20 protein-coding genes are annotated in these 25632 nt (G+C 34.7%); 12 read left to right on the forward strand and 8 right to left on the reverse strand.

What is annotated here, in order from left to right; genetic code table 11:
* Window positions 1–51 precede the first annotated feature (51 nt).
* From pta to ACHRWY_RS16165, 12 genes are all read left to right on the forward strand, one after another.
* On the forward strand, window positions 52–2145 hold the full coding sequence (gene pta, locus ACHRWY_RS16110; protein WP_395356043.1) for a phosphate acetyltransferase: 2094 nt from the start codon (window positions 52–54) through the stop codon (window positions 2143–2145).
* Window positions 2146–2246: 101 nt separating this feature from the next.
* The gene (locus ACHRWY_RS16115) at window positions 2247–3431 is read left to right on the forward strand and encodes an acetate/propionate family kinase (RefSeq protein WP_395356044.1); all 1185 of its coding nucleotides are present in this window, start codon (window positions 2247–2249) and stop codon (window positions 3429–3431) included.
* Between the two features lie 17 nt (window positions 3432–3448).
* Entirely contained in the window at window positions 3449–3871 is a 423-nt protein-coding gene (locus ACHRWY_RS16120; RefSeq protein WP_395356046.1) for a DUF3995 domain-containing protein, read from the forward strand.
* Between the two features lie 101 nt (window positions 3872–3972).
* Window positions 3973–6717 carry a LuxR C-terminal-related transcriptional regulator gene (locus ACHRWY_RS16125; protein ID WP_395356047.1) on the forward strand — a complete coding sequence of 915 codons (2745 nt, stop codon included), beginning with the start codon at window positions 3973–3975 and terminating at the stop codon, window positions 6715–6717.
* A 244-nt stretch (window positions 6718–6961) separates the two neighbouring features.
* The gene (locus ACHRWY_RS16130) at window positions 6962–9991 is read left to right on the forward strand and encodes a SusC/RagA family TonB-linked outer membrane protein (RefSeq protein WP_395356048.1); all 3030 of its coding nucleotides are present in this window, start codon (window positions 6962–6964) and stop codon (window positions 9989–9991) included.
* Window positions 9992–9995: 4 nt separating this feature from the next.
* Window positions 9996–11471 (forward strand): RagB/SusD family nutrient uptake outer membrane protein, encoded by a 1476-nt coding sequence (locus tag ACHRWY_RS16135; protein ID WP_395356050.1) that lies wholly within the window; start codon window positions 9996–9998, stop codon window positions 11469–11471.
* Window positions 11472–11544: 73 nt separating this feature from the next.
* Window positions 11545–12912 carry a glucoamylase family protein gene (locus tag ACHRWY_RS16140; RefSeq protein WP_395356257.1) on the forward strand — a complete coding sequence of 456 codons (1368 nt, stop codon included), beginning with the start codon at window positions 11545–11547 and terminating at the stop codon, window positions 12910–12912.
* Window position 12913: 1 nt separating this feature from the next.
* Window positions 12914–13627, forward strand: a complete 714-nt coding sequence (locus tag ACHRWY_RS16145) for a prolyl oligopeptidase family serine peptidase (RefSeq protein WP_395356052.1) — start codon at window positions 12914–12916, stop codon at window positions 13625–13627.
* Between the two features lie 95 nt (window positions 13628–13722).
* Window positions 13723–16023 (forward strand): beta-glucosidase BglX, encoded by a 2301-nt coding sequence (bglX, locus tag ACHRWY_RS16150; protein WP_395356054.1) that lies wholly within the window; start codon window positions 13723–13725, stop codon window positions 16021–16023.
* 153 nt (window positions 16024–16176) lie between these two features.
* Window positions 16177–16962, forward strand: coding sequence for a glycerophosphodiester phosphodiesterase family protein (locus ACHRWY_RS16155; protein ID WP_395356056.1), 786 nt, complete (start codon window positions 16177–16179; stop codon window positions 16960–16962).
* Window positions 16963–16973: 11 nt separating this feature from the next.
* Window positions 16974–18893 (forward strand): discoidin domain-containing protein, encoded by a 1920-nt coding sequence (locus ACHRWY_RS16160; RefSeq protein ID WP_395356058.1) that lies wholly within the window; start codon window positions 16974–16976, stop codon window positions 18891–18893.
* Between the two features lie 96 nt (window positions 18894–18989).
* The gene (locus tag ACHRWY_RS16165; RefSeq protein ID WP_395356059.1) at window positions 18990–20378 is read left to right on the forward strand and encodes a M20/M25/M40 family metallo-hydrolase; all 1389 of its coding nucleotides are present in this window, start codon (window positions 18990–18992) and stop codon (window positions 20376–20378) included.
* A 169-nt stretch (window positions 20379–20547) separates the two neighbouring features.
* On the opposite strand, the gene ACHRWY_RS16170 is transcribed toward ACHRWY_RS16165, so the two are convergent.
* The 8 genes from ACHRWY_RS16170 to ACHRWY_RS16205 all read right to left on the reverse strand — a co-directional run bounded on the left by ACHRWY_RS16170 (window position 20548) and on the right by ACHRWY_RS16205 (window position 25568).
* A complete protein-coding gene (locus ACHRWY_RS16170) occupies window positions 20548–20853 on the reverse strand; it encodes a hypothetical protein (RefSeq protein WP_395356061.1) in 306 nt (101 codons plus the stop codon).
* 3 nt (window positions 20854–20856) lie between these two features.
* The gene (locus tag ACHRWY_RS16175; RefSeq protein ID WP_395356063.1) at window positions 20857–21309 is read right to left on the reverse strand and encodes a hypothetical protein; all 453 of its coding nucleotides are present in this window, start codon (window positions 21307–21309) and stop codon (window positions 20857–20859) included.
* A 96-nt stretch (window positions 21310–21405) separates the two neighbouring features.
* The gene (locus ACHRWY_RS16180; protein ID WP_395356064.1) at window positions 21406–22083 is read right to left on the reverse strand and encodes a YiiX family permuted papain-like enzyme; all 678 of its coding nucleotides are present in this window, start codon (window positions 22081–22083) and stop codon (window positions 21406–21408) included.
* 161 nt (window positions 22084–22244) lie between these two features.
* Window positions 22245–23150 (reverse strand): hypothetical protein, encoded by a 906-nt coding sequence (locus ACHRWY_RS16185; RefSeq protein ID WP_395356065.1) that lies wholly within the window; start codon window positions 23148–23150, stop codon window positions 22245–22247.
* An 18-nt stretch (window positions 23151–23168) separates the two neighbouring features.
* A complete protein-coding gene (gene kdsA / locus ACHRWY_RS16190; protein ID WP_395356067.1) occupies window positions 23169–23987 on the reverse strand; it encodes a 3-deoxy-8-phosphooctulonate synthase in 819 nt (272 codons plus the stop codon).
* Window positions 23988–24383: 396 nt separating this feature from the next.
* Window positions 24384–24704 carry a hypothetical protein gene (locus ACHRWY_RS16195; protein WP_395356069.1) on the reverse strand — a complete coding sequence of 107 codons (321 nt, stop codon included), beginning with the start codon at window positions 24702–24704 and terminating at the stop codon, window positions 24384–24386.
* A gap of 15 nt (window positions 24705–24719) precedes the next feature.
* On the reverse strand, window positions 24720–25100 hold the full coding sequence (locus ACHRWY_RS16200; RefSeq protein ID WP_395356071.1) for a hypothetical protein: 381 nt from the start codon (window positions 25098–25100) through the stop codon (window positions 24720–24722).
* 15 nt (window positions 25101–25115) lie between these two features.
* Complete coding sequence (locus ACHRWY_RS16205; RefSeq protein WP_395356072.1) at window positions 25116–25568, reverse strand: 2-dehydro-3-deoxyphosphooctonate aldolase; 453 nt, start codon at window positions 25566–25568, stop codon at window positions 25116–25118.
* Window positions 25569–25632: the final 64 nt, after the last annotated feature.

Consider the following 25632-nt stretch of genomic DNA (forward strand, 5'->3'; position numbering starts at 1 on the left):
TATAAAAAAATACTATTTACACGATATTTGTTTAGTTTCAAAATATAAATTATGAGTAAAGCGATATATATTGCCACAAGCGATCAAAATAGCGGAAAATCGATTATCACACTTGGTTTAATGAGTATTCTCATTGGTAAAACGGCCAGAGTAGGATATTTTAGACCTATAGTGGAGGATTTTGTTGATGGGGAATTAGATAATCATATTGAAACAGTACTTTCTTATTTTAACCTTGATATTAAGTTTGAAGATGCCTTTGCGATCACGAAAAGCAAATTAATCAAAAAGAAAAATAAAGGAAAAATCGGGGAGGTTTTAGATCTGATTATTGAGAAATATAAAAAGCTTGAAGAACGGTTTGATTTTGTTTTGGTCGAAGGTACGAGCTTTACCGGCGAAGGAACTTCAATCGAATTAGATTTGAATGTTCTGATTGCGAAAAACCTCGGAATCCCAACCATTATTATCGGCTCAGGAATTGGAAAAACATTAGAAGAATTAGTAGACAGTCTTTACTTGGTTTATGATTCTTTTAAAGTAAAAGAAGTTGAGGTTTTATCTGTTTTTGCCAATAAAGTACAGCCGGAAAATATAGAACTGGTTACTAAAAGCCTTGAGAAAAGTTTGCCTTCGAATGTACTGATCAATACAATTCCGCTGATTTCCAGTTTGAATAATCCAACCATGCAGGAAATTGTAAATGAACTGGATGCGAGAGTTTTGTTTGGAGAAAATTATCTCAATAATGAAATTGGACATTTTAGTGTGGGAGCCATGCAATTGCACAACTATTTGGTTCATTTGCATGATAACGCACTGGTGATTACGCCGGGTGATCGTTCAGATATTATTTTAGGGGCGTTACAAGCCAACGAATCGGCTAATTATCCCACAATATCAGGAATTATCCTAACAGGAAATATTGTTCCTGAAGACAGTATTTTAAAGCTTATTGAAGGACTTTCGGCTATTGTTCCGATAATTGCTGTCGATGGCGGAACGTACCACATAACTAACAGAATTGGGGCGATTAAATCTGAGATTTATGCCAACAATACCCATAAAATTGAAACCTCCATTAGTACGTTTGAAAAATATGTACAAATTGATGCTCTGTCTGAGCGTCTGATTACTTTTCAGGCTGAAGGTATGACACCTAAAATGTTTCAGTACAATATGGTTAAAAGAGCCAGACAGCATCGTAAACATATTGTATTGCCGGAAGGAAATGACGAAAGAATCATTATTGCCGCTTCAAGACTTTTGGCAATGGATGTTGTGGATATCTCGATTATTGGTGACAAAAAACAAATTGAAAGTAAGGTTGCCGAATTGGGAATTTCGCTGGATTTTTCTAAAGTAAATATCATCAATCCGATTGAATCACCAAATTATGAGGATTATGCCAATACCTATTATGAGCTTCGAAAAGCAAAAAATGTAAGCATAACAATGGCAAGGGATTTAATGGAAGACGTTTCGTATTTTGGAACGATGATGGTGTATAAAGGCCATGCTGACGGAATGGTTTCGGGGGCTGCCCATACGACACAACACACTATTTTACCGGCATTGCAATTCATAAAAACAAAACCCAATTCATCTGTAGTTTCATCTGTATTTTTCATGTGTTTAGAAGATCGTGTTTCAGTATTTGGGGATTGTGCCATTAATCCCAACCCAACGGCAGAGCAATTGGCAGAAATCGCGATTTCATCAGCCGATTCGAGTTCGGCTTTCGGAATTGAACCTAAAATAGCAATGCTTTCCTATTCTTCTGGTTCATCCGGAAAAGGGGATGAGGTTGAAAAAGTACGTACCGCAACCGAAATTGTAAAACAAAAACGTCCCGATTTAAAAATCGAAGGCCCGATTCAATACGATGCCGCAGTAGATCGTGCCGTTGGAAAAAGCAAAATGCCCGATTCTGAAGTAGCAGGACAGGCGAGTGTGCTTATTTTTCCTGATTTAAATACCGGAAACAATACCTATAAAGCGGTACAGAGAGAAACAGGTGCTTTAGCCATTGGGCCAATGTTACAGGGTTTAAACAAGCCTGTAAACGATTTAAGCCGTGGTTGTACCGTAGACGATATTATCAATACAGTTGTAATTACAGCCATTCAGGCGCAGGGACTGTAATCAATTAAAAATCTGGAATTAAGAATTAAAAAGCTTTAAGTCTTTTAGCAAAATTAACTCAGTAACTTAGAGACTTAGCACCTTAGCAACTATAAAAAACAATGAAAATATTAATTATAAACTCAGGAAGTTCATCTATAAAATACCAATTAATGATCATGCCGGAAAACGAAGTAATTTGTACCGGAATGATCGACAGAATTGGATTGGAAACTTCAAATGTATCTTTTAAAACATCATCGGTTTCGCATGAAGAAATATTGCCAATTGCGACCCATAAAGCAGGTTTGCAAAAAGTAGCCGAAATGCTTTTGCATCCGGAAAATGGAGTTATTAAATCGACTTCGGAAATTACTGCTGTGGGTCATCGCGTCGTGCATGGCGGGAGTTATTTTTCTGATACGACTATCATTACTGATGAAGTTAAAGAAAAAATAAAAGAACTTTCAGAATTGGCTCCGTTGCACAATCCTGCACATTTAGTTGGTATCAATGTGGCCGAAGAAATTTTTTCATCTGCCAAACAAGTAGCTGTTTTTGATACTGCTTTTCATCAGACCATTCCGGTAGAAGCATATAAGTATGCGATTCCCAATTATCTTTTAACAGAAAATAAAGTTCGTGTTTATGGTTTTCATGGCACAAGCCACAAATATGTTTCAGAGAAAGCGATTGATTATTTAGAAAAAAGCTCTAAAATAATTACCATTCACTTAGGGAATGGCTGTAGTATGACTGCCATAAAAGACGGAAAAAGTATTGATCATACAATGGGCTTCTCTCCGGCAAACGGTTTGATAATGGGAACCCGTGCAGGTGATATCGATCAGTCGGTCATTTTTTATATGATTAAAAATCTGGGCTATTCAGCGGATGATGTCAATTCAATTTTATTGAAACAAAGCGGAATGCTTGGGCTTACAGGGTATAGTGATTTACGTGATATTGAATCGGAAGCAGAAAAAGGAAATGCCGATTGTCAATTGGCATTGTTAATGAACGCTTACAGAATCAGAAAAACGATTGGTTCTTATACAGCGGCACTAAACGGTTTAGATGCCATTATTTTTACAGCCGGAATTGGAGAAAATTCATCGTACATGCGCAAACTGGTTTGTACGGATATGGAGTATTTTGGAATTGAGCTGGATCAGGAAAAAAATCTGGTTCGCTCTAAAGAAATCAGGGAAATCAACAAACCGGATTCAAAAGCAAAAGTTTTGGTGATACCAACAGACGAAGAGTATGAAATTGCAAATCAGGTCTGTCATTTACTGGAGAACTAATTAGTAAATCATTTAAAATGATGATGATTACATTATTACTTTTTTTAATTTTTATAGCCATTTCAGCACTTCATTTTTATTGGGGTTTTGGCGGCAAATGGGCTAGCCAGGCAGTTGTGCCTACTAAAGATGATGCCAAGCCACTTTTTATACCGGGAGCAATTGGCACTATTATCGTGGGGATTGGTTTGCTGTGTTTTGGCATGTTTTATTTCATAAAGCAGGGATCAATAGAAATCAGCTTGCCATTATGGCTGGATAAATATGGTTTTTGGATCATCGCAGCTATTTTTAGTATTAGATCGGTTGGAGAATTTAATTATGTTGGTTTCTTTAAAAAACATAAAAGCTCAAAATTTGCTGTTAATGATACAAAATATTATTCCCCCTTATGCCTGTTAATTGTTATCCTCACCTTAGTTTTAGAACTGAATACTTAAAATAATAGGCTTACAAAGCATAAAAAACTCCTCTTCAGAGGAGTTTTTTATGCTTTAAGATTAAATAATTGTCAGTATCTTTGACTATAAATCCACATATTTTGAAATCGAAACTTTTTAAATTATTTTTCTTCTTTTTCATCGCTTTACAAATTCAGGCACAAGAATTACTTCCTTTCGTTGAAAACTATAATAAATCAGATTACCAGGGCGACAATCAAATCTGGAATGTAGCCCAGGGTAATGATAAAGCCATGTATTTTGCTAATAACCATTATTTATTACGTTACGATGGCGTTGTATGGGAGAAATATTCCCTGCCTAATAAAACCATCATTCGTTCTATTTTAATCGAAGGAGATCGCATTTACTCAGGTTCATATAAAGAGTTTGGTTACTGGTTTAGGGAAAAGGGTAAAATGAAGTATGTTTCCATTACCAGGAATCTTAGGCTGTTTGATGAAAAAGATAATGAGGAAATCTGGAAAATTTTCAGGTTTAATGGTTCTCTTTATTTTCAGTCTTTTAATGATGTTTTTATATATGATGGCAAACATATTAAAAAAATCAAATTTCCTTTCTTAATATCGTATTGTTTTGTTGTTGATAGCAGTCTCTATGTGGCGTCTGTTAACAAAGGGCTTTTCAGGATGAACGGTTCTAAAATTTCAAATCCGAAAGGCTGGGACATTCTTAAAAATACGGTTGTTCATGCTATTGAAAAATACAAAGGCAAGACGTATATATTTACACAAAAAAAAGGGGTTTTTATTGCTGAGAATGGAGGTTTAATTCCGTGGAAGAATCCGCTAAACGAAACATTAAAGGCAAACGGGATTAATGTTGCCAAATTTATTAAAAATAATAAGTTAGTTGTTGGCACCGGAAATAAAGGGGTTTATATTTATGATTTCAACAACCAGACTTATAAAAATATCGACCGTAATAATGTTTTGATGAACAATTCGGTTTTATGTATTGGTTTTGATAAAGAAGAAGATTTATGGCTTGGCCTGGATAACGGAATTGCCCATGTCGAAATAAATTCGCCAATTTCATTTTTTTATGATAACTCCGGAATTTTAGGATCTGTTTATTCTGTTGCCACAACAAATAAAGGATATTTAATAGCTTCAAATCACGGTATTTTTGAGTTTAACTCCGGAAATTTCAAAATGTTGTCCAATACACAAGGTCAGGGCTGGAATATTACAAAAATTGGCAACAAATATATTATTGGTCATAACGATGGAACCTTTTGTTATGAAAATGGGGTATTGTCTAAAATCAATAATATAAGCGGGGGCTGGAACTTGTCAAAAAGTATGATTAATGATACTTATTTTCAATCAACCTACAGCGGAATTTTAGTTTATGATGATGTTTCGCAATTGACAGCCAATAAAATGATCAATGACCTTTCGAAACCTATAAAATATGTCGCCCAGAATAAAAAGAATGAAATTTGGGCAGCAGATAATTATCGTGGTTTATACAGGGTTCAGTTTGATGATCACTACAAAACCAAAAAAATAGAAAATATTACGCAGCAAAGTAAAATAAAAAATGATTTTGGTGTTAAGATTTTCGAGTTTAGGGACGAAATACTTTTTCTGATTAATAATGTCTGGTATACATTTAATGCTATTTCAAATAAATTAGAAGAAAACGAACTTTTTAATACCAATTTTAAAAATATCTCTGATGTGGTAGCTATCGATCAGGATCATTTTATAGTACTGCAGGAAGGAATATTGTATCATATATATGCACACGATAATAAATTTGTGTGGAATATAATTCAGGAGAAATATTATAAAGGAAAATTGATTAATGAAAATTTAAGAATTTTCAGAAGCCAGAACCATTATTTAATGAATCTGGATGATGGTTTTATTTCACTTCAGCTGGAATATCAAAATAAGCAAAATAAAGGGGTTAGGGTTGAAGCACATAATAATGACGAATTATTAGCGAATGATGAAAAAATAAAACACAATACAGAACTTAGAATAAATGTTATCTCCGGAATTTATGGCGCCAGTAAACCAAATTTATTTTATCAGATTAATAAAGGTAAAAATTATATTCCGATCTCAAATGGTGCAATAGTTTTAAACAACTTAAGCAGCGGTTCACACTCGGTAGTGATTTTTAAGCATGATGGTGCTAATTACGACAAGGTTTCGAGTTTTGATTTTAGAGTCGCGCAACCCTGGTATTTTTCATTTTGGATGATCCTTCTTTATCTATTAATAATAGGAGCGGTGCTGTTCTTTTATTACAAGTGGAACAAACTACGTTATATCCAAAAATTGAAATTACAGGCAGAAGAACTAAAACACCAGCGTGAAATTCTGGAAATGGAATTAAAAGCGGAGAATGAATTGAATGTTCAGGAATATGAAAAACACATTCTGGAACTTGAATTGCAAACCAAATCATCAGAAGTGGCCGGAAAATCATTATCGATTGCCAAGCAAAGCGAAATGATCGACAACATTCAGAATATTTTAAATTCTGAAAAAGATTTTAATAAGCTTAAAAGTGAGATCAGGAAAGCAATTAAAATAAATGAAGTCAATAAACACGAGTGGGAAATTTTTGAAACCAATTTAAATCAAATTCACAATGAGTTTATTATTAATCTTTCTAAAAAGTTTCCAAACCTTACTCCAAAGGATATAAAACTGTGTGTTTACCTTAAAATGAACCTTTCTTCAAAGGAAATTGCTCCTATGATGAATATCTCTTTTAGAGGTGTAGAATTGCACAGATATCGCTTAAGAAAGAAATTAAACCTCACACAGGATGAAAATCTCTCAAAATTTTTATTAACTGTGTAAGATTTGTATTTGATTTTTAAAGATCTTATATTTTTATATACGTTTTTTTATATAATTCCAATACATCATTACTACATCATAACGTTTTGTTAACAAAATAAAATTAAGATTTAGAGTCTTGATAATCATTGTTATATGTTCATTTTTTAACATAATGATGTAGCTATGTAGTAGTGGTATTTGATGTACTACAACGTTGTAATTGTTTAATTTGGCTCTACTAACTTAAACGATTACAAACTGTATGAAAAATTTTATTTTTAGCTTTTTAGCACTTTTGCTATTGCCAGCTTACATGTCTGGTCAGGCAATTAAAGGAAAAGTAGTAGACAGTAGTGGAATGGGAATTCCGGGAGCAGTTATTGCTGCTTCAAATTCCAGAACTTCTACTGATGCTGATTTCGACGGAAATTTTACAATTAATGCCAAAGAGGGTGAGATATTAAAGATCTCAATGTTGGGTTTTGATGCTGTTTCTATAGCAGCTACAACGGCGCCGATGACTATTACATTAAAAGAAGCAGGAGATACTGCTTTAAAAGAAGTAGTTGTTATTGGTTACGGTACCAGAAAGAAAATTGACAATACTTCAGCAATTACTTCATTAAAAGCAGAAGATGTTACCAAAACAAAAGTCTTAAACGCATCGCAGGCTATTCAGGGTAAAGCAGCTGGTGTTCAGGTTATTTCATCTGATCTGCCGGGAAGTACGCCTTCAGTAGTAATTAGAGGTTTGGGTACTGCATTGGGAGGAAGGTCTCCTTTGTATATTGTTGACGGTATGCCAACAGAGAATATTAATAATATCAATACAAATGATATTACTTCTTATGAAATTCTTAAAGATGCTTCATCTTTAGCAATTTATGGTACAAGAGCGGCTAACGGAGTTATCATTATTACTACTAAAAAAGGTAAAGGTGATAAAGTATCTGTAGAAATTGAAAGTTTTGCGGGTTTCAGAAATCCTCTTAAAAAGGTTAAAATGGCAGATTCAAGCCAATATGCAGCATATTCTAATGCAGCTTTAGGTACCAATACATTTGCTGCCAACCAACCGGTTAACACAAACTGGCTGGATGAAATTACAAGAACAGGTTCTTATACTCAGAACAACATCTCGATTTCCGGAGCTTCAGAAAATATTAAATATTTTTTCAGTGCAGGAAACTACGAAGAGCAGGCTATTTTAAATGGTTTAAATTATGGCCGTACTACATTTAGAAACAACAATGAATTTAAAATTTCTAAAAAAGTAACCTTAACTCAAAACTTAAGTTTTACTTCGGCTAATTCAGCACCAAAACCTTTAGGAGCTTTCACTAATGCTTACAAACAATCTCCTTTGGTTCCTGTACGTTTTTCTGACGGACAGTATGGTGTATCACGTGTTAATGCAAGTGGTGTAGCTAATCAAATTGGTTCAGCATTTAACAATGTTGGGAACCCGGTAGCGCAGTTAGATTTCTATAATGAACAACAAAGAAGTGTTACACTTCAGGGTGGTCTAAAATTAGATTACGAGATTATTAAGGGACTTAAATTTACTTCGCAATTTAATGGAGAGTATTATTCCTGGAAACAATATAATTATGAAGATAAACAAGGTATCTGGATGGCAGCTAACCCAAATACAACAGCTGCTGACTACGTATCTACTCACGCAAGTGATCCTGTAAATTTACTAACAAGAGGCAGAGAGCAGTATTTTAACTGGAACTTATCTAACTATTTTACTTATAATAAAGTTTTTGGAGGTATTCACGATCTTGAGTTGACTGCAGGTATGGAAGCTTCTGTAAAAGGCCCAAGAGAAACATTGTCTATTGCAAGAAAAAATGTAAGTACAAATTCTAATTACTGGTCTCTATACAATGCTAAAGATGCTCATGGAGTAGAATATGTAGGTGATATTACAAGTTTATACGATGTAAGATATAACGAAAGCAGATTAGCCTCTTATTTTGGTCGTTTCCAATATAAATTAATGGACCGATATTTAGTAACAGGAACTATTAGACGTGACGGATCTTCAAATTTTGCTAAAGATTACCGTTGGGGAACTTTTCCATCTTTTGGTTTAGGCTGGATTATGACAAAAGAAAATTTCTTATCAAATATAAAAGGTGTTGATTTAATTAAATTAAGAGGTAGCTGGGGTAAATTAGGGAACCAAAATGTTCCTTTAAACAGTCAGGCTTATGCTTCTGGATTAGACGGATATTTAGGAGGTTCAATTTTGTATCCCGGAACTACAATTAATTCGCAAATTGATCCAAGTTTATCTTGGGAAATTACAGAAGAAGCTTCTGTAGGTCTTGATTTCGAATTATTAAACAGCAGATTAAAAGGATCGGTTGATTATTACGATAAAAATACAAGTAACGTAATTTTAAATACAAAACCTTATATGTCTTCAGGGCTTACAATAGCATCTCCTGCACATGTTGGTGAAGTATCAAACAAAGGTTATGAACTTTCTTTACGTTGGGATGATAAAATTTCAGATAACTTAAGTTACTGGGTTGGTGGAAACTTTTCTCAAAATACAAACAAGCTTTCTGCTTTAAAAGATTTTGATATTTCACCGGTAATTGGAGGAAATTTAGGAAATGGCCAGGATACCAAAATGCTTAACAAAACTTCTGTTGGTCAGCCATTAGGTAGCTTTTATGTATATGAATATGCTGGAGTAGATCCTGCAAATGGAAAAATGTTGTACTACAATGCAGCTGGAGAAAAAGTAGTTCAGGGTGCTTTGGATGCTACGAAAGATAAAAAATATGTTGGTTCAATTTTGCCAAAAAATAATTATGGTGTATCATTAGGATTAAACTATAAAAACATTGATTTCTCTGTAGACGGATATGGTACAGGTGGTGCTAAAGTTTATAACGGTAAAAAAGCACAACGTTTTACAGGTGAAAATGTTGAAGCTTCTTTAACTAATGATTACTGGACTGCGGCTAATCCAAATGCATCAAACCCAAAACCATTTAATGAAGTACCAGTTGCTTCTACATACTATTTAGAATCAGGTGATTTCTTTAGAATCAATAACATTACTTTAGGATATAAACTTCCTCTTACAAATGGTTTTATTGAGTATTGCAGAATTTACGTAAATGCGATTAATCCATTTATTACTCAAAAATTCTCAGGTTATTCTCCAGAACTTAATGGGAATGGTGACCCATACGGAACTCAAGGAATCGAGCTTGATGCTTATCCTACTTTAAGATCTTTCGTTATTGGTGCTAATTTAAAATTTTAATATTATGAAAAAGATATATATATCAATGTTTGCATTGTCAGCATTGTTTTTCACAGCTTGTCAGGAAGACTTCCTGGATGTTAACCCAACGCAGGCTATACCAACAACAGATGTTGAACTGTATAATAGTGACAGTGGAGCAAAAACCTTTGTAACTGCCATTTACAGTAAGTTCCTTGATTGGGATATGAGTTCATTTGGCTGGATAGGATTAGCAAGTATTACTTCTGATGATGCTGATAAAGGATCATCTCCCGGAGATGGAGGAACAGATAAAGATGTTTTGGATGCACTAAGCTATAATTCATCAAATCCATCTGCAGAGAGCACCTTTGTTGCTCAATACGACGGTATTAACAGATGTAATCAAGCCTTAACAATTATTCCAAAATTAGACAAAGCTGACCCTGCTTTAAGACAGAGATTAATGGGAGAAGCTAAATTCCTGAGAGCTTTCATGTATTTTACTTTGGTAAAATGCTACGGTGGCGTTCCTATTGTAGATCGTTTGCAAAATCCAACTTCTGAGGAAGATAAAAAAATGTTGCTGACCCGTAAACCGGTTGCTGAAGTATATGCTTTTATCGAGAAAGATTTAGCTGATGCAATTGCTGTATTACCATTAAAATCTGCCTATTCAGCAGATGAAAAAGAGAGAGCTTCAAAAGGTGCTGCTTATGCTTTGTTGGCTAAAGTAAGTTTATACCAAAAGAAATGGCAACAAGTAGTGGATAACTGTAATTTAATTACAGGGTATGCATTAAACCCAAGCTATGCTAAAATGTTTAGATTAGAAGGTGAAAATGATATCGAATCTATGTTCGAAATTAACGGACATGGTGCAGTACCAACTAAAGGAATTTCAGGATATTCTAACGTTCAGGGTGCCCGTGGTGCCGGTGGATGGGGATGGGGATTCAATACTCCGTCAGAAAGTTTGCTAAATGCTTATGAAGCAGGTGATGTTAGAAAAGATGCTACTATTATTTTCAGAAACTCAACTTTATACGATGGAAGAGTAGTTCCGGCTACAGTAGAAAATGCCATGTATAATTTCAAAGCCTATTCTTCATCATTTACAGATGCATGGGAAACAGATGCAAACATCAAATATTTAAGATATGGTGAAGTATTGTTGATGAAAGCGGAAGCTTTAAACGAATTAAATCAAACTTCTGCGGCGATTCCTTTATTAAATGAAATCAGACACAGAGCAGGTTTAGGAGATACTCCGGCAACTTCTCAGGCAGCAGTTAGAACTGCAATCTGGAAAGAAAGAAGAGTAGAGTTAGCTTTTGAATTTGACAGATTCTTTGATTTAGTTAGAACAGGACAAGCTAAAGCCGCTTTTGCAGCTGATAAAAATGAATTTTTCCCTAACGGAAGAACCTTTACAGAAGGTAAAAATGAATTGTTCCCGATTCCGGCAACATTCATTATACAAGCCAACGGTATGTCACAACAAAACCCTGGATATTAATTTATAATTCTAAAATCACTTCCTTCAAAAAGAAGGAAGTGATTTTTTATTACACAATCATAAAAAAATGAAAATGGTCCGATTTTCACTTATACTTTTATCACTTACTTTTTTTAGCTGTAGCACTACGAATGTAGACAAGCAAAAAGAAAATGCATCAACTGAAGTTAAATTATCAGATGAGCAACTTTTGGCAACAGTTCAAAAACAGACTTTTAAATATTTCTGGGATTATGCTGAGCCAAATTCAGGATTAGCCAGAGAGCGTTACCATCCTGATGGGAATTACCCTGAAAATGATCCGCATATTGTCACAACCGGAGGTTCCGGTTTTGGATTAATGGCGATTGTTTCCGGAATATCCCAGGGATATATTACCAAACAACAAGGAGTTGAAAGATTAAATAAAATTGCTGACTTTTTAGGCAAAGCAGATCGTTTTCACGGAGCATGGTCCCATTGGATCGACGGAAATACAGGAAAAGTAAAACCTTTTGGAACCAAGGATAATGGAGGAGATTTAGTCGAAACCTCATTTTTGGTTGCAGGGATGATTACAGTTCGTGAATATCTAAAAGATGGTTCTGAAACAGAAAAAGCCGTAGCCCACAAATACGATGCACTTTGGAAAGGAGTAGACTGGCAGTGGTATACTAATAATAAAAATGTATTGTACTGGCACTGGTCGCCAAATTATGACTGGCAAATGAACTTTCCGTTAGAAGGATATAATGAATGTTTAATTACTTACGTTATGGCAGCTTCTTCACCAACCCATACAATTGACCCAAAAGTTTATCATGAAGGCTGGGCGAGAAGTGGCGGAATCGTTTCTTCAAAAACAAAATACAATATTCCGCTTATTTTAAAGCATAATGGAGCAGAAGAATTTGGCGGGCCTTTATTTTGGGCACATTATTCTTATGTGGGGCTTGATCCAAATCAACTTACAGACAAATACGCAAACTATTGGAACCTGAATGTAAACCAGACCAAAATTAATTATGAATACTGTGTCGAAAATCCTCAGAAGGTTAAAGGTTACGGTGCCGATTATTGGGGGTTAACAGCATCATATTCCAGAAATCCTGACGGTTCAATAGGATATAATGCTCACATGCCAAGTAATGATCAGGGAGTTATTTCGCCAACAGCTGCTATAAGTTCAATTGTCTATACGCCAAAAGAATCAATGGCCGTAATACGCAATCTATACGAAAACCATAAAAAAGAAACCTGGGGAGAGGCTGGTTTTTATGATGCCCTTAGTTTAGGAAATAACTGGGTTGCAAAACGTTATTTGGCTATTGATCAGGGACCGGAGGTCGTTATGCTGGAAAACTATCGTACCGGATTGTTATGGAAATTATTCATGAATGCCCCTGAAGTAAAACAAGGTTTGATAAAACTTGGTTTCAAGTCAGGAAAATATGGAATTTAACATGAAGCAAAAACTAACATTAATAGCGCTCTTATTTTCTGTATTAAGTTTTGCGCAAAGTGAAACCACTGGAAAAATAAAAACGGTTGTAATGACCAATTTTGAATTGGGTTATGCCTTACACAAACCAGCGAATACAAAAGAGAAAAAGCCATTAATAGTTTTTATTTCAGGTGACGGAGAAAAAGGGACAGACCTTGAAAAAGTAAAAATTCACGGCCCTTTAAAATATTTAAAAACACACGCATTAGACGCTTATGTTCTGGTGCCTCAATGTAAAGAAGATGAAAATTGGAGTATTGAATCTATTTATGAACTGATTTTAAAAATTCAGAGAGAGAATAAAATAGATGCTAACCGGATATATGTTACAGGATTAAGTTCCGGAGGCTGGGCAGCTTGGAATTTAGCACTTTCCTATCCGGATAAATTTGCGGCCCTGGTACCTGTTTCAGGTTTTGTGGATCTGATTGAATTAGAAAGTGCCTGTAAAATTGCCAATATTCCAACCAGAATTTTTCATGGCTTATTAGATGATGTGGTAAAAGTAGATTATGCCATTACCATTTACAAAGAGTTAAAAAAATGCAATGCCAAAGATGTGCAGTTAACCATTTTTGACGATGCAGGCCACGATAGCTGGACAAGAGTTTACGACAATCCTGAAATATACGACTGGATGTTTAAACAAATCAAAACGAATACGAACAAATAAGTAGAGATAGAATGAAATCGCAATGATTCCAAATCATAAAAAGAATGAAGAACAGCGATTTCATGTTCCATTAAAAATACAAATATTAAATACACATGAAAAACAAATTAGTCTTACTCTTTTTAGGATGTGCTGTTTTGGGTTATGCCCAGAAAAAGAACACTAAGAATACAGTAAAAATTAAACCAAAATCAGAGTTTGTAGCAGAACTATTGTCAAAAATGACATTAGACGAAAAATTAGGGCAGCTTAATTTACCAACTTCTGGAGATATTACTACAGGACAGGCAAACAGTTCTGATGTGGCTAAAAAAATTGCTGAAGGTAAAGTTGGAGGTTTATTCAATATTAAATCTGTTCAAAAAATTAGGGAAGTACAAAAAATTGCTGTTGAAAAAAGCCGTTTAAAAATTCCGTTGATTTTTGGAATGGACGTTATTCACGGTTACGAAACTACATTTCCAATTCCGTTAGGATTATCTTGTACCTGGGATATGGGGCTAATCGAAAGAAGTGCACAAATCGCAGCTCAGGAAGCGAGTGCAGATGGTATCAACTGGACATTTTCTCCAATGGTAGATGTTTCCCGTGATCCGCGTTGGGGAAGAGTTTCTGAAGGTTCAGGAGAAGATCCGTACTTAGGAAGCCAAATTGCAAAAGCAATGGTAAACGGATACCAACAACATGATCTTTCTAAAAACAATTCGATCATGGCATGTGTAAAACACTTCGCTTTATACGGTGCACCGGAAGCAGGTCGTGATTACAACACCGTTGACATGAGTCATATCAGAATGTTCAACGATTATTTCCCGCCTTACAAAGCAGCTGTTGATGCCGGAGTAGGTTCTGTAATGGCATCTTTCAACGAAATTGACGGTATTCCTGCAACAGGAAACAAATGGTTAATGACCGATGTTTTAAGAAAGCAATGGGGTTTTAAAGGTTTTGTTGTAACAGACTTTACCGGAATCCCTGAAATGATCGAACACGGAATGGGAGATTTACAAGCCGTTTCTGCTTTATCGCTTAATGCAGGCGTTGAAATGGATATGGTTGGAGAAGGTTTTTTAGGAACTTTGAAAAAATCTTTAGACGAGAAAAAAGTAACGATCGAAACAATCGATAATGCTGTTAAATTAATTTTAGAAGCAAAATACGATTTAGGATTGTTTAGTGATCCTTATAAATATTGCGATGCCAACAGAGCTAAAACTGAAATTTTTACGGCAGGCAGCAGAAAAGAAGCAAGATCAATCTCTGCACAATCATTGGTTTTATTAAAAAATCAAAATCAGGTATTGCCACTTAAAAAATCAGGAACAATCGCTCTTATCGGGCCATTGGCTGATGCTAAAGAAAACATGCCGGGAACCTGGAGTGTTGCTACAAAAATGGAAAATGCCATTTCACTTTTAGCTGGAATTAAAGAAGTTGCAGGAGCTTCAACGAAAGTATTATATGCCAAAGGAAGTAACTTAGATTACGATGAAACTTTTGAAACTAATGCTACCATGTTTGGTAAAACATTACACCGTGATGCCCGTTCAAAAGAAGAGTTATTGGCAGAAGCCTTAAAAGTTGCCAATCAGTCAGATGTAATTGTAGCCGCACTTGGAGAATCTGCTGAAATGAGCGGAGAATCAAGCAGCCGTACCAACTTAGAAATTCCACAAGCACAAAAAGATTTATTGAATGCTTTATTAAAAACAGGAAAACCGGTTGTTTTAGTTTTATTTGATGGTCGTCCGTTAGTGATAAAAGAAGAAAACGAAACTGTTCCGGCTATTTTGAATGTTTGGTTTGCAGGTAGCGAAGCAGGTTATGCCATTGCAGATGTATTATTTGGAGATGTAAACCCTTCAGGGAAATTAACATCTACTTTTCCAAGAAGCGTTGGTCAATTGCCAATTTACTATGCACATAAAAATACAGGAAGACCACTTTCTAACACAGAAGGTAAATTCGAGAAATTCAGATCAAACTATATCGACGAAAGAAACGAGCCGTTATTTCCATTTGGTTTCGGTTTAAGTTATACCACTTTCGAGTATTCAAACCTGAAAATTTCATCTGATAAAATGAATTCAAACGGAAAATTAAAAGTAACAGTTGACGTAGCTAACACTGGAAATTATGACGGAAAAGAAACCGTTCAGTTATACATCAGAGATTTAGTAGGTTCAGTAACAAGACCAGTTAGAGAGCTTAAAAATTTCCAAAAAATAACCCTTAAAAAAGGGGAAAAACAAACCGTGACTTTTGATATCACAGTTGAAGATTTAAAATTTTATAATTCTGACTTACAATTTGTAGCAGAACCTGGACAGTTTGATATTTTCATTGGTGGAAATTCAAATGCCGATAAGAAAGTTAGTTTCGAGTTAACTAAATAGTTGGTTTATTGATTATTGATTGCCCTTCGTAGTTAGTTAGCGAAGGGCTTTTTTTAGCTTTCTACTCTGGTAAAAGACAGTAATTATTTACAATTTAAGAGCAGGCCAATAGCGGTTAAACTTAAAAAAAATATGAATTTTAATTTCTATCTAATGAATATAATGAAACCCTATACAACATTTCTTTTGATAGGTTTATTAGTTGGTTTTTCATCTTGTAATGCCCCAAAAAATGGTATAGTGGCGCATCGCGGAGCATGGAAAAAAAACAATCTTACGGAAAACTCTATTGCTTCTTTAAGACATGCCATTGACTTAAAACTAACAGGTTCAGAATTTGACGTTTGGAGAACAGCCGATGATTCCCTTATAATCAATCATGATGCGCATTACAACAAATTGCTGATCGAAGAAACCAATTATGCCGACTTAATAAAGTTTAAACTTTCTAATGGGGAAAAGCTGCCCACTTTACACGAGTATATCACAGAAGGGGTGAAAAATAATAAAAAGACGCTTTTGGTCTGTGAAATAAAACCTTCTGAAATAAGCAAAGAAAGAGGAAAAGAAACGGCTTTAAAAACTGTTGAAACAATCAAAAAACTTAAAGCTGAAAAAATGACCTCTTACATTAGTTTTGACTATGAAATATTAAAACAAATTCGACAAGTAGATGCTCTAACTTCTTTGCAGTATCTCGAAGGAAATAAAGCTCCGGGAGAAATAAAATCAGATCGTATTACAGGTGTCGATTTTCACTACTCGGTTTTTCAAAAACATCCGGAATGGATAAAAGAAGCCAAAGACAATCATATCACACTGAATGTCTGGACTGTTAATGATGCTGAGATTATGGACTGGATTATTAAAAATAAGTTTGACTACATCACGACGAATGAACCCGAATTATTGAATCAAAGAATAAAAAACAAGAAATAAAAATGGAAAAAATGTCTAAAATACTATCACTACCGCTTTTGTTGCTCTTGTTTATTTGCAACGCTACATGGGCACAAAAAACAACTATTCCGGGTAAAACGGAATGGTTTGATCCCAATAAAAAAGCAACTACTTATTGTAATCCGGTAAATATAGGATACAATTATACGACTGAAAATCATAACGGTATTCCTGAATCCAGGAGGTCGAGTGCAGATCCGGTAATTATAACATACAAAGGCGAATATTATTTATTTGCAACCAATCAGGCAGGATACTTTTGGAGTAAAGACATGTCGGATTGGAAATTTGTATACGGCAGTTTTCAAAGAAAACCGGCAGATGATGACCAATGTGCACCAGCGGCCTGGGTCGTAAATGATACTTTGTTTTATGTAGGGTCAACCTGGAAAAGAGATCATCCGATCTGGAAAACTGCCGATCCAAAATCAGGGCAATGGCTGAGACATGTTGATAAAGCCATGTTGCCAACATGGGATCCTGCTATTTTTCAGGATGACGATAAAAAAGTATATATGTACTACGGTTCAAGCGGAAAATTACCTCTTGTTGGTGTAGAAGTAGATTATAAAACCTGGCTTCCAAAAGGGAATCAGGCTGATTATGCACAATTATACAAAGCAACCGAAGTCGAAGATATTCAGCGTCCGTATGGACAAATAAAAGAAGTAGTGGGTTTAGATCCTTCAGCCCACGGCTGGGAGCGTTTTGGGCCTAATAACGATATGGAACCTGCACCATGGGGAAATTTCATAGAAGGAGCCTGGATGACCAAACATAATGGCAAATATTATATGCAATACGGAGCGCCAGCAACAGAATTTAAAGGCTATGCCAATGGAGTTCATGTAGGAAATAGTCCGTTAGGGCCTTTTACATACCAAAAGCACAACCCAATGTCGTATAAACCGGGCGGATTTGTAATTGGTGCCGGACACGGAAATACTTTTGCCGATAATTATGGCAATTACTGGAACACCGGAACGTGTAAAATATCTATCAAAGACCGTTTTGAGCGTCGTATCGACATGTTTCCTGCCGGATTTGACAAAGATGATGTGATGTATTCAATCACTTCTTATGGCGACTTTCCAATACTGCTTCCAACCAAAAAACGCAATCAGGAAAAAGGCGCTTCTTCTGGCTGGATGTTACTTTCGTACAAAAAACCTGTGACTGTTTCCTCTGCAGAAGAATGTATGGAAGTCGAAACGCACAGAATGGATAATGGCAGCAAAAAAGTATACGAGAAATTTTGTTACGGTGCTGATAATCTAACCGATGAAAATATTCAAACCTACTGGTCTGCCAAAACAGCTAATGCCGGGGAGTGGTTACAATTGGATTTAGGCAGGTCAATGCAAATAAATGCACTGCAAATTAATTATGCAGATCATAAAGCAACACAGTTTAATAAAGCAATGGATATTTATTATCAATATAAAATCTACATGTCTGATGATGCTGTAAACTGGAAACTAGTAGTCGATAAATCCAGAAATGCAAAAGATGTTCCACATGATTATGTCGAATTAACAAAAGCCATCAAAGCCCGTTATATTAAAATGGAAAATGTTCACAATGCTTCAGGTTTATTTGCAATTTCAGATTTCAGGGTTTTTGGAAACGGACTGGCAGAAAAACCAAAACAGGTTACTGAATTTAAAGTAGACCGAAATGCAGCTGATTCGAGAAACGCCATAATTTCATGGAAAAAACAAACGGATGCCATTGGTTACAATATTTATTACGGGATTGAGCCTGACAAACTTTACAATACCATTATGGTTTATGATGATGGTTCGTATGATTTTAGAGGCCTGGATAAAGGAACAAAATATTATTTTACAATTGAAGCTTTTAATGAAAACGGAATTGGTGCAAAAAATGAATTACTGGAAGTAAAATAATTTCGTTTTTATTTTTGGAAAAGGATACATAAAATCAATGGGAGTTCTAAAGAATTTTGTTCCTTTGTAACACAACCAAAAAATATTACATAACCTATGAAAAAAACGATTCTTTTAACTGTTTTGGTTTTAAACGGATTGACATCTTTTGCACAGTCAAATGATGAGAAAAACATTAAATTATTTTACAAAAAGGCTTTAACCGAATCGAAGTGTTATTCCTGGTTAGAGTATTTATCCAATGATATTGGTGCACGTTTATCGGGTTCACCAACCGCTGAAGAAGCCGTTCAGTACACTAAAAGACAACTTGAGAGCTTAGGACTTGATAAAGTTTATCTGCAGGAAGTTATGGTGCCTCATTGGGTTCGTGGCGAAAAAGAAACGGCTTACATCCTTGACGGAAAAGTAAAAACGATTGTACCAATTTGCGCTTTAGGAGGATCAGTTGCAACTGCAAAAACAGGACTAACAGCCGAAATTATAGAAGTACAGGGAATTAATGAACTAAAAGAATTGGGAGATAAAGTAAAGGGTAAAATTGTCTTTTTTAACAGACCAATGAACCCTGAAAATATTGAAACTTTTGTATCATACGGAGCCTGTGTCGATCAAAGATTTGCCGGAGCAAAAGAAGCTGCAAAACTTGGGGCTGTAGGATCAATTGTTCGTTCGATGAATTTACGTTTAGACGATTTCCCTCATGCAGGTGCTCAAAGTTATGGCGATTTGCCAAAAGAACAATATATTCCCACTGCTGCAATTAGCACAAACGGAGCAGAATTGCTAAGTAAATCTTTGAAAGCTAATCCGGCTTTAAAATTTTATTTCAAACAATCGTGTCAGACTTTGCCGGATGTATTGTCTTATAATGTAATAGGCGAATTAACAGGAACCGTAAATCCATCAAACATAATGGTAGTTGGCGGACACTTAGATTCCTGGGATCTGGCTGATGGTTCGCACGATGACGGAGCAGGAGTAGTACAAAGCATGGAAGTCGTTCGTATCCTGAAAAACTTAAACTACAAACCTAAAAACACCATTCGTGTAGTGTTGTTTATGAATGAAGAAAATGGTGGAAAAGGAGGAGCCAGGTATGAAGAAGTTTCGAAACAAAACAATGAAAACCACATTTTTGCATTAGAAAGCGATTCAGGAGGATTTACACCAAGAGGATTTTCTATAGAAGCTGATGACGCAAACTATAAAAAAATAAAAGAGTATAAAGATCTTTTTGAGCCTTATCTGGTACATAGTTTTACAATAGGGCATGCAGGTTCAGATATTGGACATTTAACCTCTAAAGCAATCGTTAAAGCAGGTTTAAAACCAGATTCACAACGTTATTTTGATTACCACCACGCAGCAAATGATAAATTTGATGCCATCAATAAAAGAGAACTGGAACTTGGTGCTGCAACAATGACAACATTAATGTATTTAATGGATCAAAACGGTATTGTTCTTCCAACAGCAAATTAAAAAACGGCTAAAAAATTAAATATCTAAAAGCTATAAGTGTATACTTGTAGCTTTTTTTTGTTTCCCATTTTGCTCATCACAAGGTTTTGAACTGACATAGAAATTTTTATTTTAAGAACTCAGGTTCTTTAGAGATGAGTCCTGTTACAATTATCATACGCTACCCTGTTTAAAGCTTCATTACAACCAAATAATACAAAAAGGTTACAGGAACATTAGAAAGTATAATCAGGATCTTAAAAGCAATGTCTTTTCGATAATGCGGGAAGTGGATAAAACGGTCTGTTAAATGGGTCAGCATAATAATGTTTACTGCTATGGCCGAAGCAGCAAATGGCGATGCAATAACCAAAACAGTAGGACTTTCATTTGAAAGAATATAAAATACAAACAAAAGGGTACTAATTACAAAAGTGCCAATTGCTAACTCTGCAGCTTGTTTTTCTTCAAAAGGTTTGTTGTGAATAGTTTTCATAATTTAAATTTTAAAAGTTTGTTGAATGGATTGAATGGGCATAAAAAGCATTTTCGAAAAATCCAGATAATAAAAAGGAAGTGCCTGTTTTCCTCTTTTGTATTGCTGTAAAAAATACCGGAACCGTTTAGGATAGAAGGGTGTACCGGAAAGTATGACCAAAAATAAATACATACTTTTTTTGCCGTTACCTAAAAGATAATATTGCATGCCTATTTCTTCAACAACCGAAACTCCTGTATTGGTTAAGACATGAATGATATCATGGTCTTCCAGTTTGGGCTGAATATCAAAATGATTTTTATCCAGAAAAGTTCCTAAACCAAATCCTAAGCTATCTTTAGGATACTGACACAATTGCGTTTGATCAATTTTCCACGGAGCGTTTTTCTTGAAATACTTTTGATAAGGTTTTCTGGTCCATTCGTACATTTTTTCTATAAAGATATCTTTCATGTTTTTAGATTAAAAGTTCTTTGAGTTTCAAAGTGAATTAATAAATAAAAAAGCCAATCGTATTGAATTAGCTTTTTTGATAATTCGTAGCCATTTTTAATAATTGTCTATAACTGTTTTTAGTAAATAAGAATCGGCGAGATCAACAGGGGCAACGACTTTTTCTTCTAATGGGATTTCATTACCATATCTTTCTTTCAATATCTTTTGAACCCTTGGGTCGCTTAGATTAAAGTCTTTTAATTCTCTTAATTTTGAAAGCTCAGTTCCGGCTGCATTTTTATAGATTTTCCAAACTAACTCAGAGCAATATATCCTGGTATCGGTCCATTCAAAATAAGCATCATATTCTTTTCCGTTAAATTGCTGACTATAATCCTTCATCTTTTGAAGCACTTCCGGAGTCAGCACTTTGTCAGCATCTTTTAGTCTCTTAACGACATATTTATTATCCTTTCCATGCTGAATCCAATCTTCAAACAATGTAAGTTTTACAGGCTGAACAGCTTCAAAAACATACCATTTTCCATTCATATTGTAAATAATACCACAATGCGAAAATTTAGAATTAGTAGCAATACGTACAGCTTCACATTGCGGAGATTGTGAAGTTTGAAAAATGATATCCCCATCTTTAAGCTTGCTTTGAATTGTATTTTCTGTTTTTGTTTTTGAAAACGGATTATTCGGAAAAACGGACATTGCCACAAATAAAGCACAACCAAAACTTAGCAGAAAGGTAATTCCAAGAAACAGGTATTTTTGTTTTTTCATCTTTTTAAAATTGAATGCTAAAAGTACTTAATAAAGATTCAGGTCAGTTATTTTTTTTAAAGTTTAATTAAATTAAAAAGAACTTTGAGTTACAAAGTAAATAATAAAAAAAATAGCTACCAAATAAATGGTAGCTATTTTTGAATATTTTTTGCGAAATATTAGATTCTGAAAATTCCGCCTACAGCGATAATTCTTTGAAAAAAGAAAAAGTCCTGCGAAGCTTTATCATCATTGCTTGTTGTAGTTCTAATATCCTGCATGTTGATGTAACCGCCTTTTAACTCACCCTGAATATAGAAATATTTGAAGAAAGTAAAGTTAATTCCTGCTTTTGCAGATAAACCATAACCGGAAACGTGAAAATCGTCATGACGTTCTTTTCCTAAAAGGGTTGCATTGGTTTTAGGATATAAAAGTCCCGCACCTAAACCTTCAGTTAAGTTAATCTGAACTTTATCAGTATTAGTTATACCAAACAATTTAGAAATATCGTCATGTCTTGAAACCTCAGTATTAATGTAGTTCAAACCATCGGTGTGTTCGTACATTAAAAAAGCAGGAGGATTTCCCTGAACAGTGCCTTTATCATAACCGCCTTCCTGAGCACCATATAGAGACATATCTACAGGTGTATTATTATAAACTCCGTTGTAAAAAGATCCAGTCTGATCAGCAGGTAAATTGATATTTCCTGTAACATTTGCTGTCTGATTTTGTGTCATCACATATTTCATGTGATCCCAACCAATGGAAACGCTATAATGGTCGCTAATGAAATACCCCATTCTAAAATTAGTTTGCGGAATGGTCATGTTTGCCGGATTCACATAATCAATATGCCATCCTTTTGGTTTATCATGAGCTTTCATATCATTAACAGTAAAGTTGTAATCCTTACCTCTGAAATTTACATCAGATTTAGTGTAACTGTCTCTGTTCCCTCCCCACGAAACGAAAAATTTTCCTTTATTGTGAGCTGTATATCTTTGTACTGCGATTTCCTCCTGAGCAAAAGTGTTTATTGAAAAACACAACAAGAAGAAAAATAAAATATTTGTTTTCAATGAAATGGTATTAAAAATTTAAAATGAGTTAACTGTTTTTCTAATGGCAACCAACTTGGTCATTAAGCCTTCAAAATAATCTAAGTGTAACATGTTGGCACCATCACTTTTTGCATTAGCCGGATCAAAATGAGTTTCGATAAAAATACCGTCAACCCCTACAGCAATACCTGCTTTGGCTACTGTTTCGATCATATCAGGCCTTCCGCCCGTAACACCGGCAGTCTGGTTAGGTTGTTGCAACGAGTGTGTTACATCCAAAACCGTAGAAGCATATTGTTGCATAGTAGGAATCCCTCTAAAATCAACAATCATGTCCTGATAACCAAACATAGTACCACGATCTGTAACCATTACGTTTTCGTTATGACAATCCAATACCTTTTGTACAGCGTGTTTCATGCTTTCCGGGCTCATAAATTGTCCTTTTTTCAGGTTGACCACCTTTCCGGTATTGGCCGCAGCTACAACCAAATCAGTTTGACGAACCAAAAAGGCAGGAATTTGCAAAACGTCAACGTATTGCGCAGCCATATCAGCATCTTCATTCGTATGAATATCAGTTACTGTAGGAACGTGAAAAGTTTCTGAAACTTTTCTTAAAATTTTTAATGCTTTTTCGTCACCAATTCCTGAAAAACTATCGATTCTGGAACGGTTCGCTTTTTTAAATGATCCTTTAAAAACATAAGGGATCTGAAGTTTGTCGGTGATACCAACTAATTTTTCAGCAATTCTAAGAGCCATTTCTTCTCCTTCAATAGCGCAAGGTCCCGCCAATAAAAAGAAGTTACCACTTTCAGTATGCTTAATTTGTGGAATATGTTGTATGTTCATAATATGATTTTTTGACAGTGCAAAGGTAGTTATGATTTATGAATAGCAGATTAAGATTTAAGATTATTTTAAGAAGCCAATTCTGCTACCTGCTCCAATATTTTATTCTAAACCTTTTTTTCCCAGGGCTTTGCAGGAGCTTCTGTTGGTCGCGCTGTAAAACCCTGAAAAAACAGAATTTCTTCAAAAATGATTTCCGTTTTTTAGCAAGGCTGGCTTTTAATGCAATTATTAGGATTTGACAGGTAATGTATCTAAAATCATAAATGTTTTATAAAGAGCAATATTAAGATAATGCCAAAAACTACTAAATGATATTTATCATATTACAGGCAAAGTATAACTGCTCGAAACCGCTTTAAAAGAGCATTAGTAATCATGTTACCAAGTACAGGATTATTTTTCGTAAGATCTTTTTATGAAATATTGAATAATAATTACGATGATGAGAATTACAATAAAAAGGAAAGATAACATAATAAAACCCAGAAGTGGTATTCCGCATCTGGATGAATCCGGATTTTGTTCAAAATATTTATTAAAGTTATAAGAAACAATGTAAAAAGACAGTATAGATAATACTATTTGTGCAATCAGACTAATCAGGCAAACCATTCCAAATTTCAATGAAATTGTTTCACCAATTGCTTTTCTTCCAATTATAATTTGGAACAGTAAGGGGATGATAATTAAAATTAAAGGTGTTATGCCGTACATATATTTGATTCCTTTTTAGTTTTTAATAATAGTTGCGATCAAATTATCCTTTTTTAGTTTTACTATTTTTTCAAAACTTAAGTCTTTCATTTTTAATTTATTTTTGCTTCTAAAAACTTCATATTTATTTTCTTTTTGATTTACATAAATTAGCTCATATAAATCTAAAGTATCTTTTTCCTTTGTAATTACATTGGCCCGTTTCCAGTTTTTGGAGATACAACCAAACTTTCCAGTCTGATTATTTACAATTATATCACCACTTTCTGAATCAAAATAAATCTCTTGCAAATCGCCATAATGGTCTTCGATTTCCATTAAATATAATCCCCGGACCGTAAATCCGAACAAGACTAATAACAGACAGACAGTGCCAAAAATAATTTTCTTACCCATATCAGGAAAATAAAACTATTGCTTTTTAAGGCTCAATCCCATCGGAACCATTAAAATCCCTTTTTCGTAAATATTCAAATAAAGTTTTACAGGCTTCTTTTGACCATCCCATTTTAATTCATAAACATTTAGAAATCCTGCCCCCATGTCACTTCGCTTGGTAGGGAACGGGCAACACGTTTCAAGTCGTGTGTAAGTTATTTTTTCACCGTTTGGTCCGGCTAAAGCATTTAAAAAACGGGTTTCGTTTAAAGCTTCATCTTTTGTATTTCTGAAAAAAATATTAACGGGATAGTCAGGATCGTAACCGTATTTTTTATCGCTGCTAAAGAGCGTAATTACAAATGTATTATCTTTCTTTAAAACCAGATCCGGAGCATTGTCATCAACATTTTTTAAAGTCGACCTGGTACTCACACAAGAAGTCGCAGTAATTAATAAAACGATAAAAAGGGCTATTTTTTTCATGATTTAAGTTTATTGGTGATACAAAAGTAAAAGTTTTTTGACATGCAGATTTTGCGAATTCATT

It is taken from the genome of Flavobacterium sp. FlaQc-48 (genome assembly GCF_044007335.1).
Lineage (GTDB): Bacteria > Bacteroidota > Bacteroidia > Flavobacteriales > Flavobacteriaceae > Flavobacterium.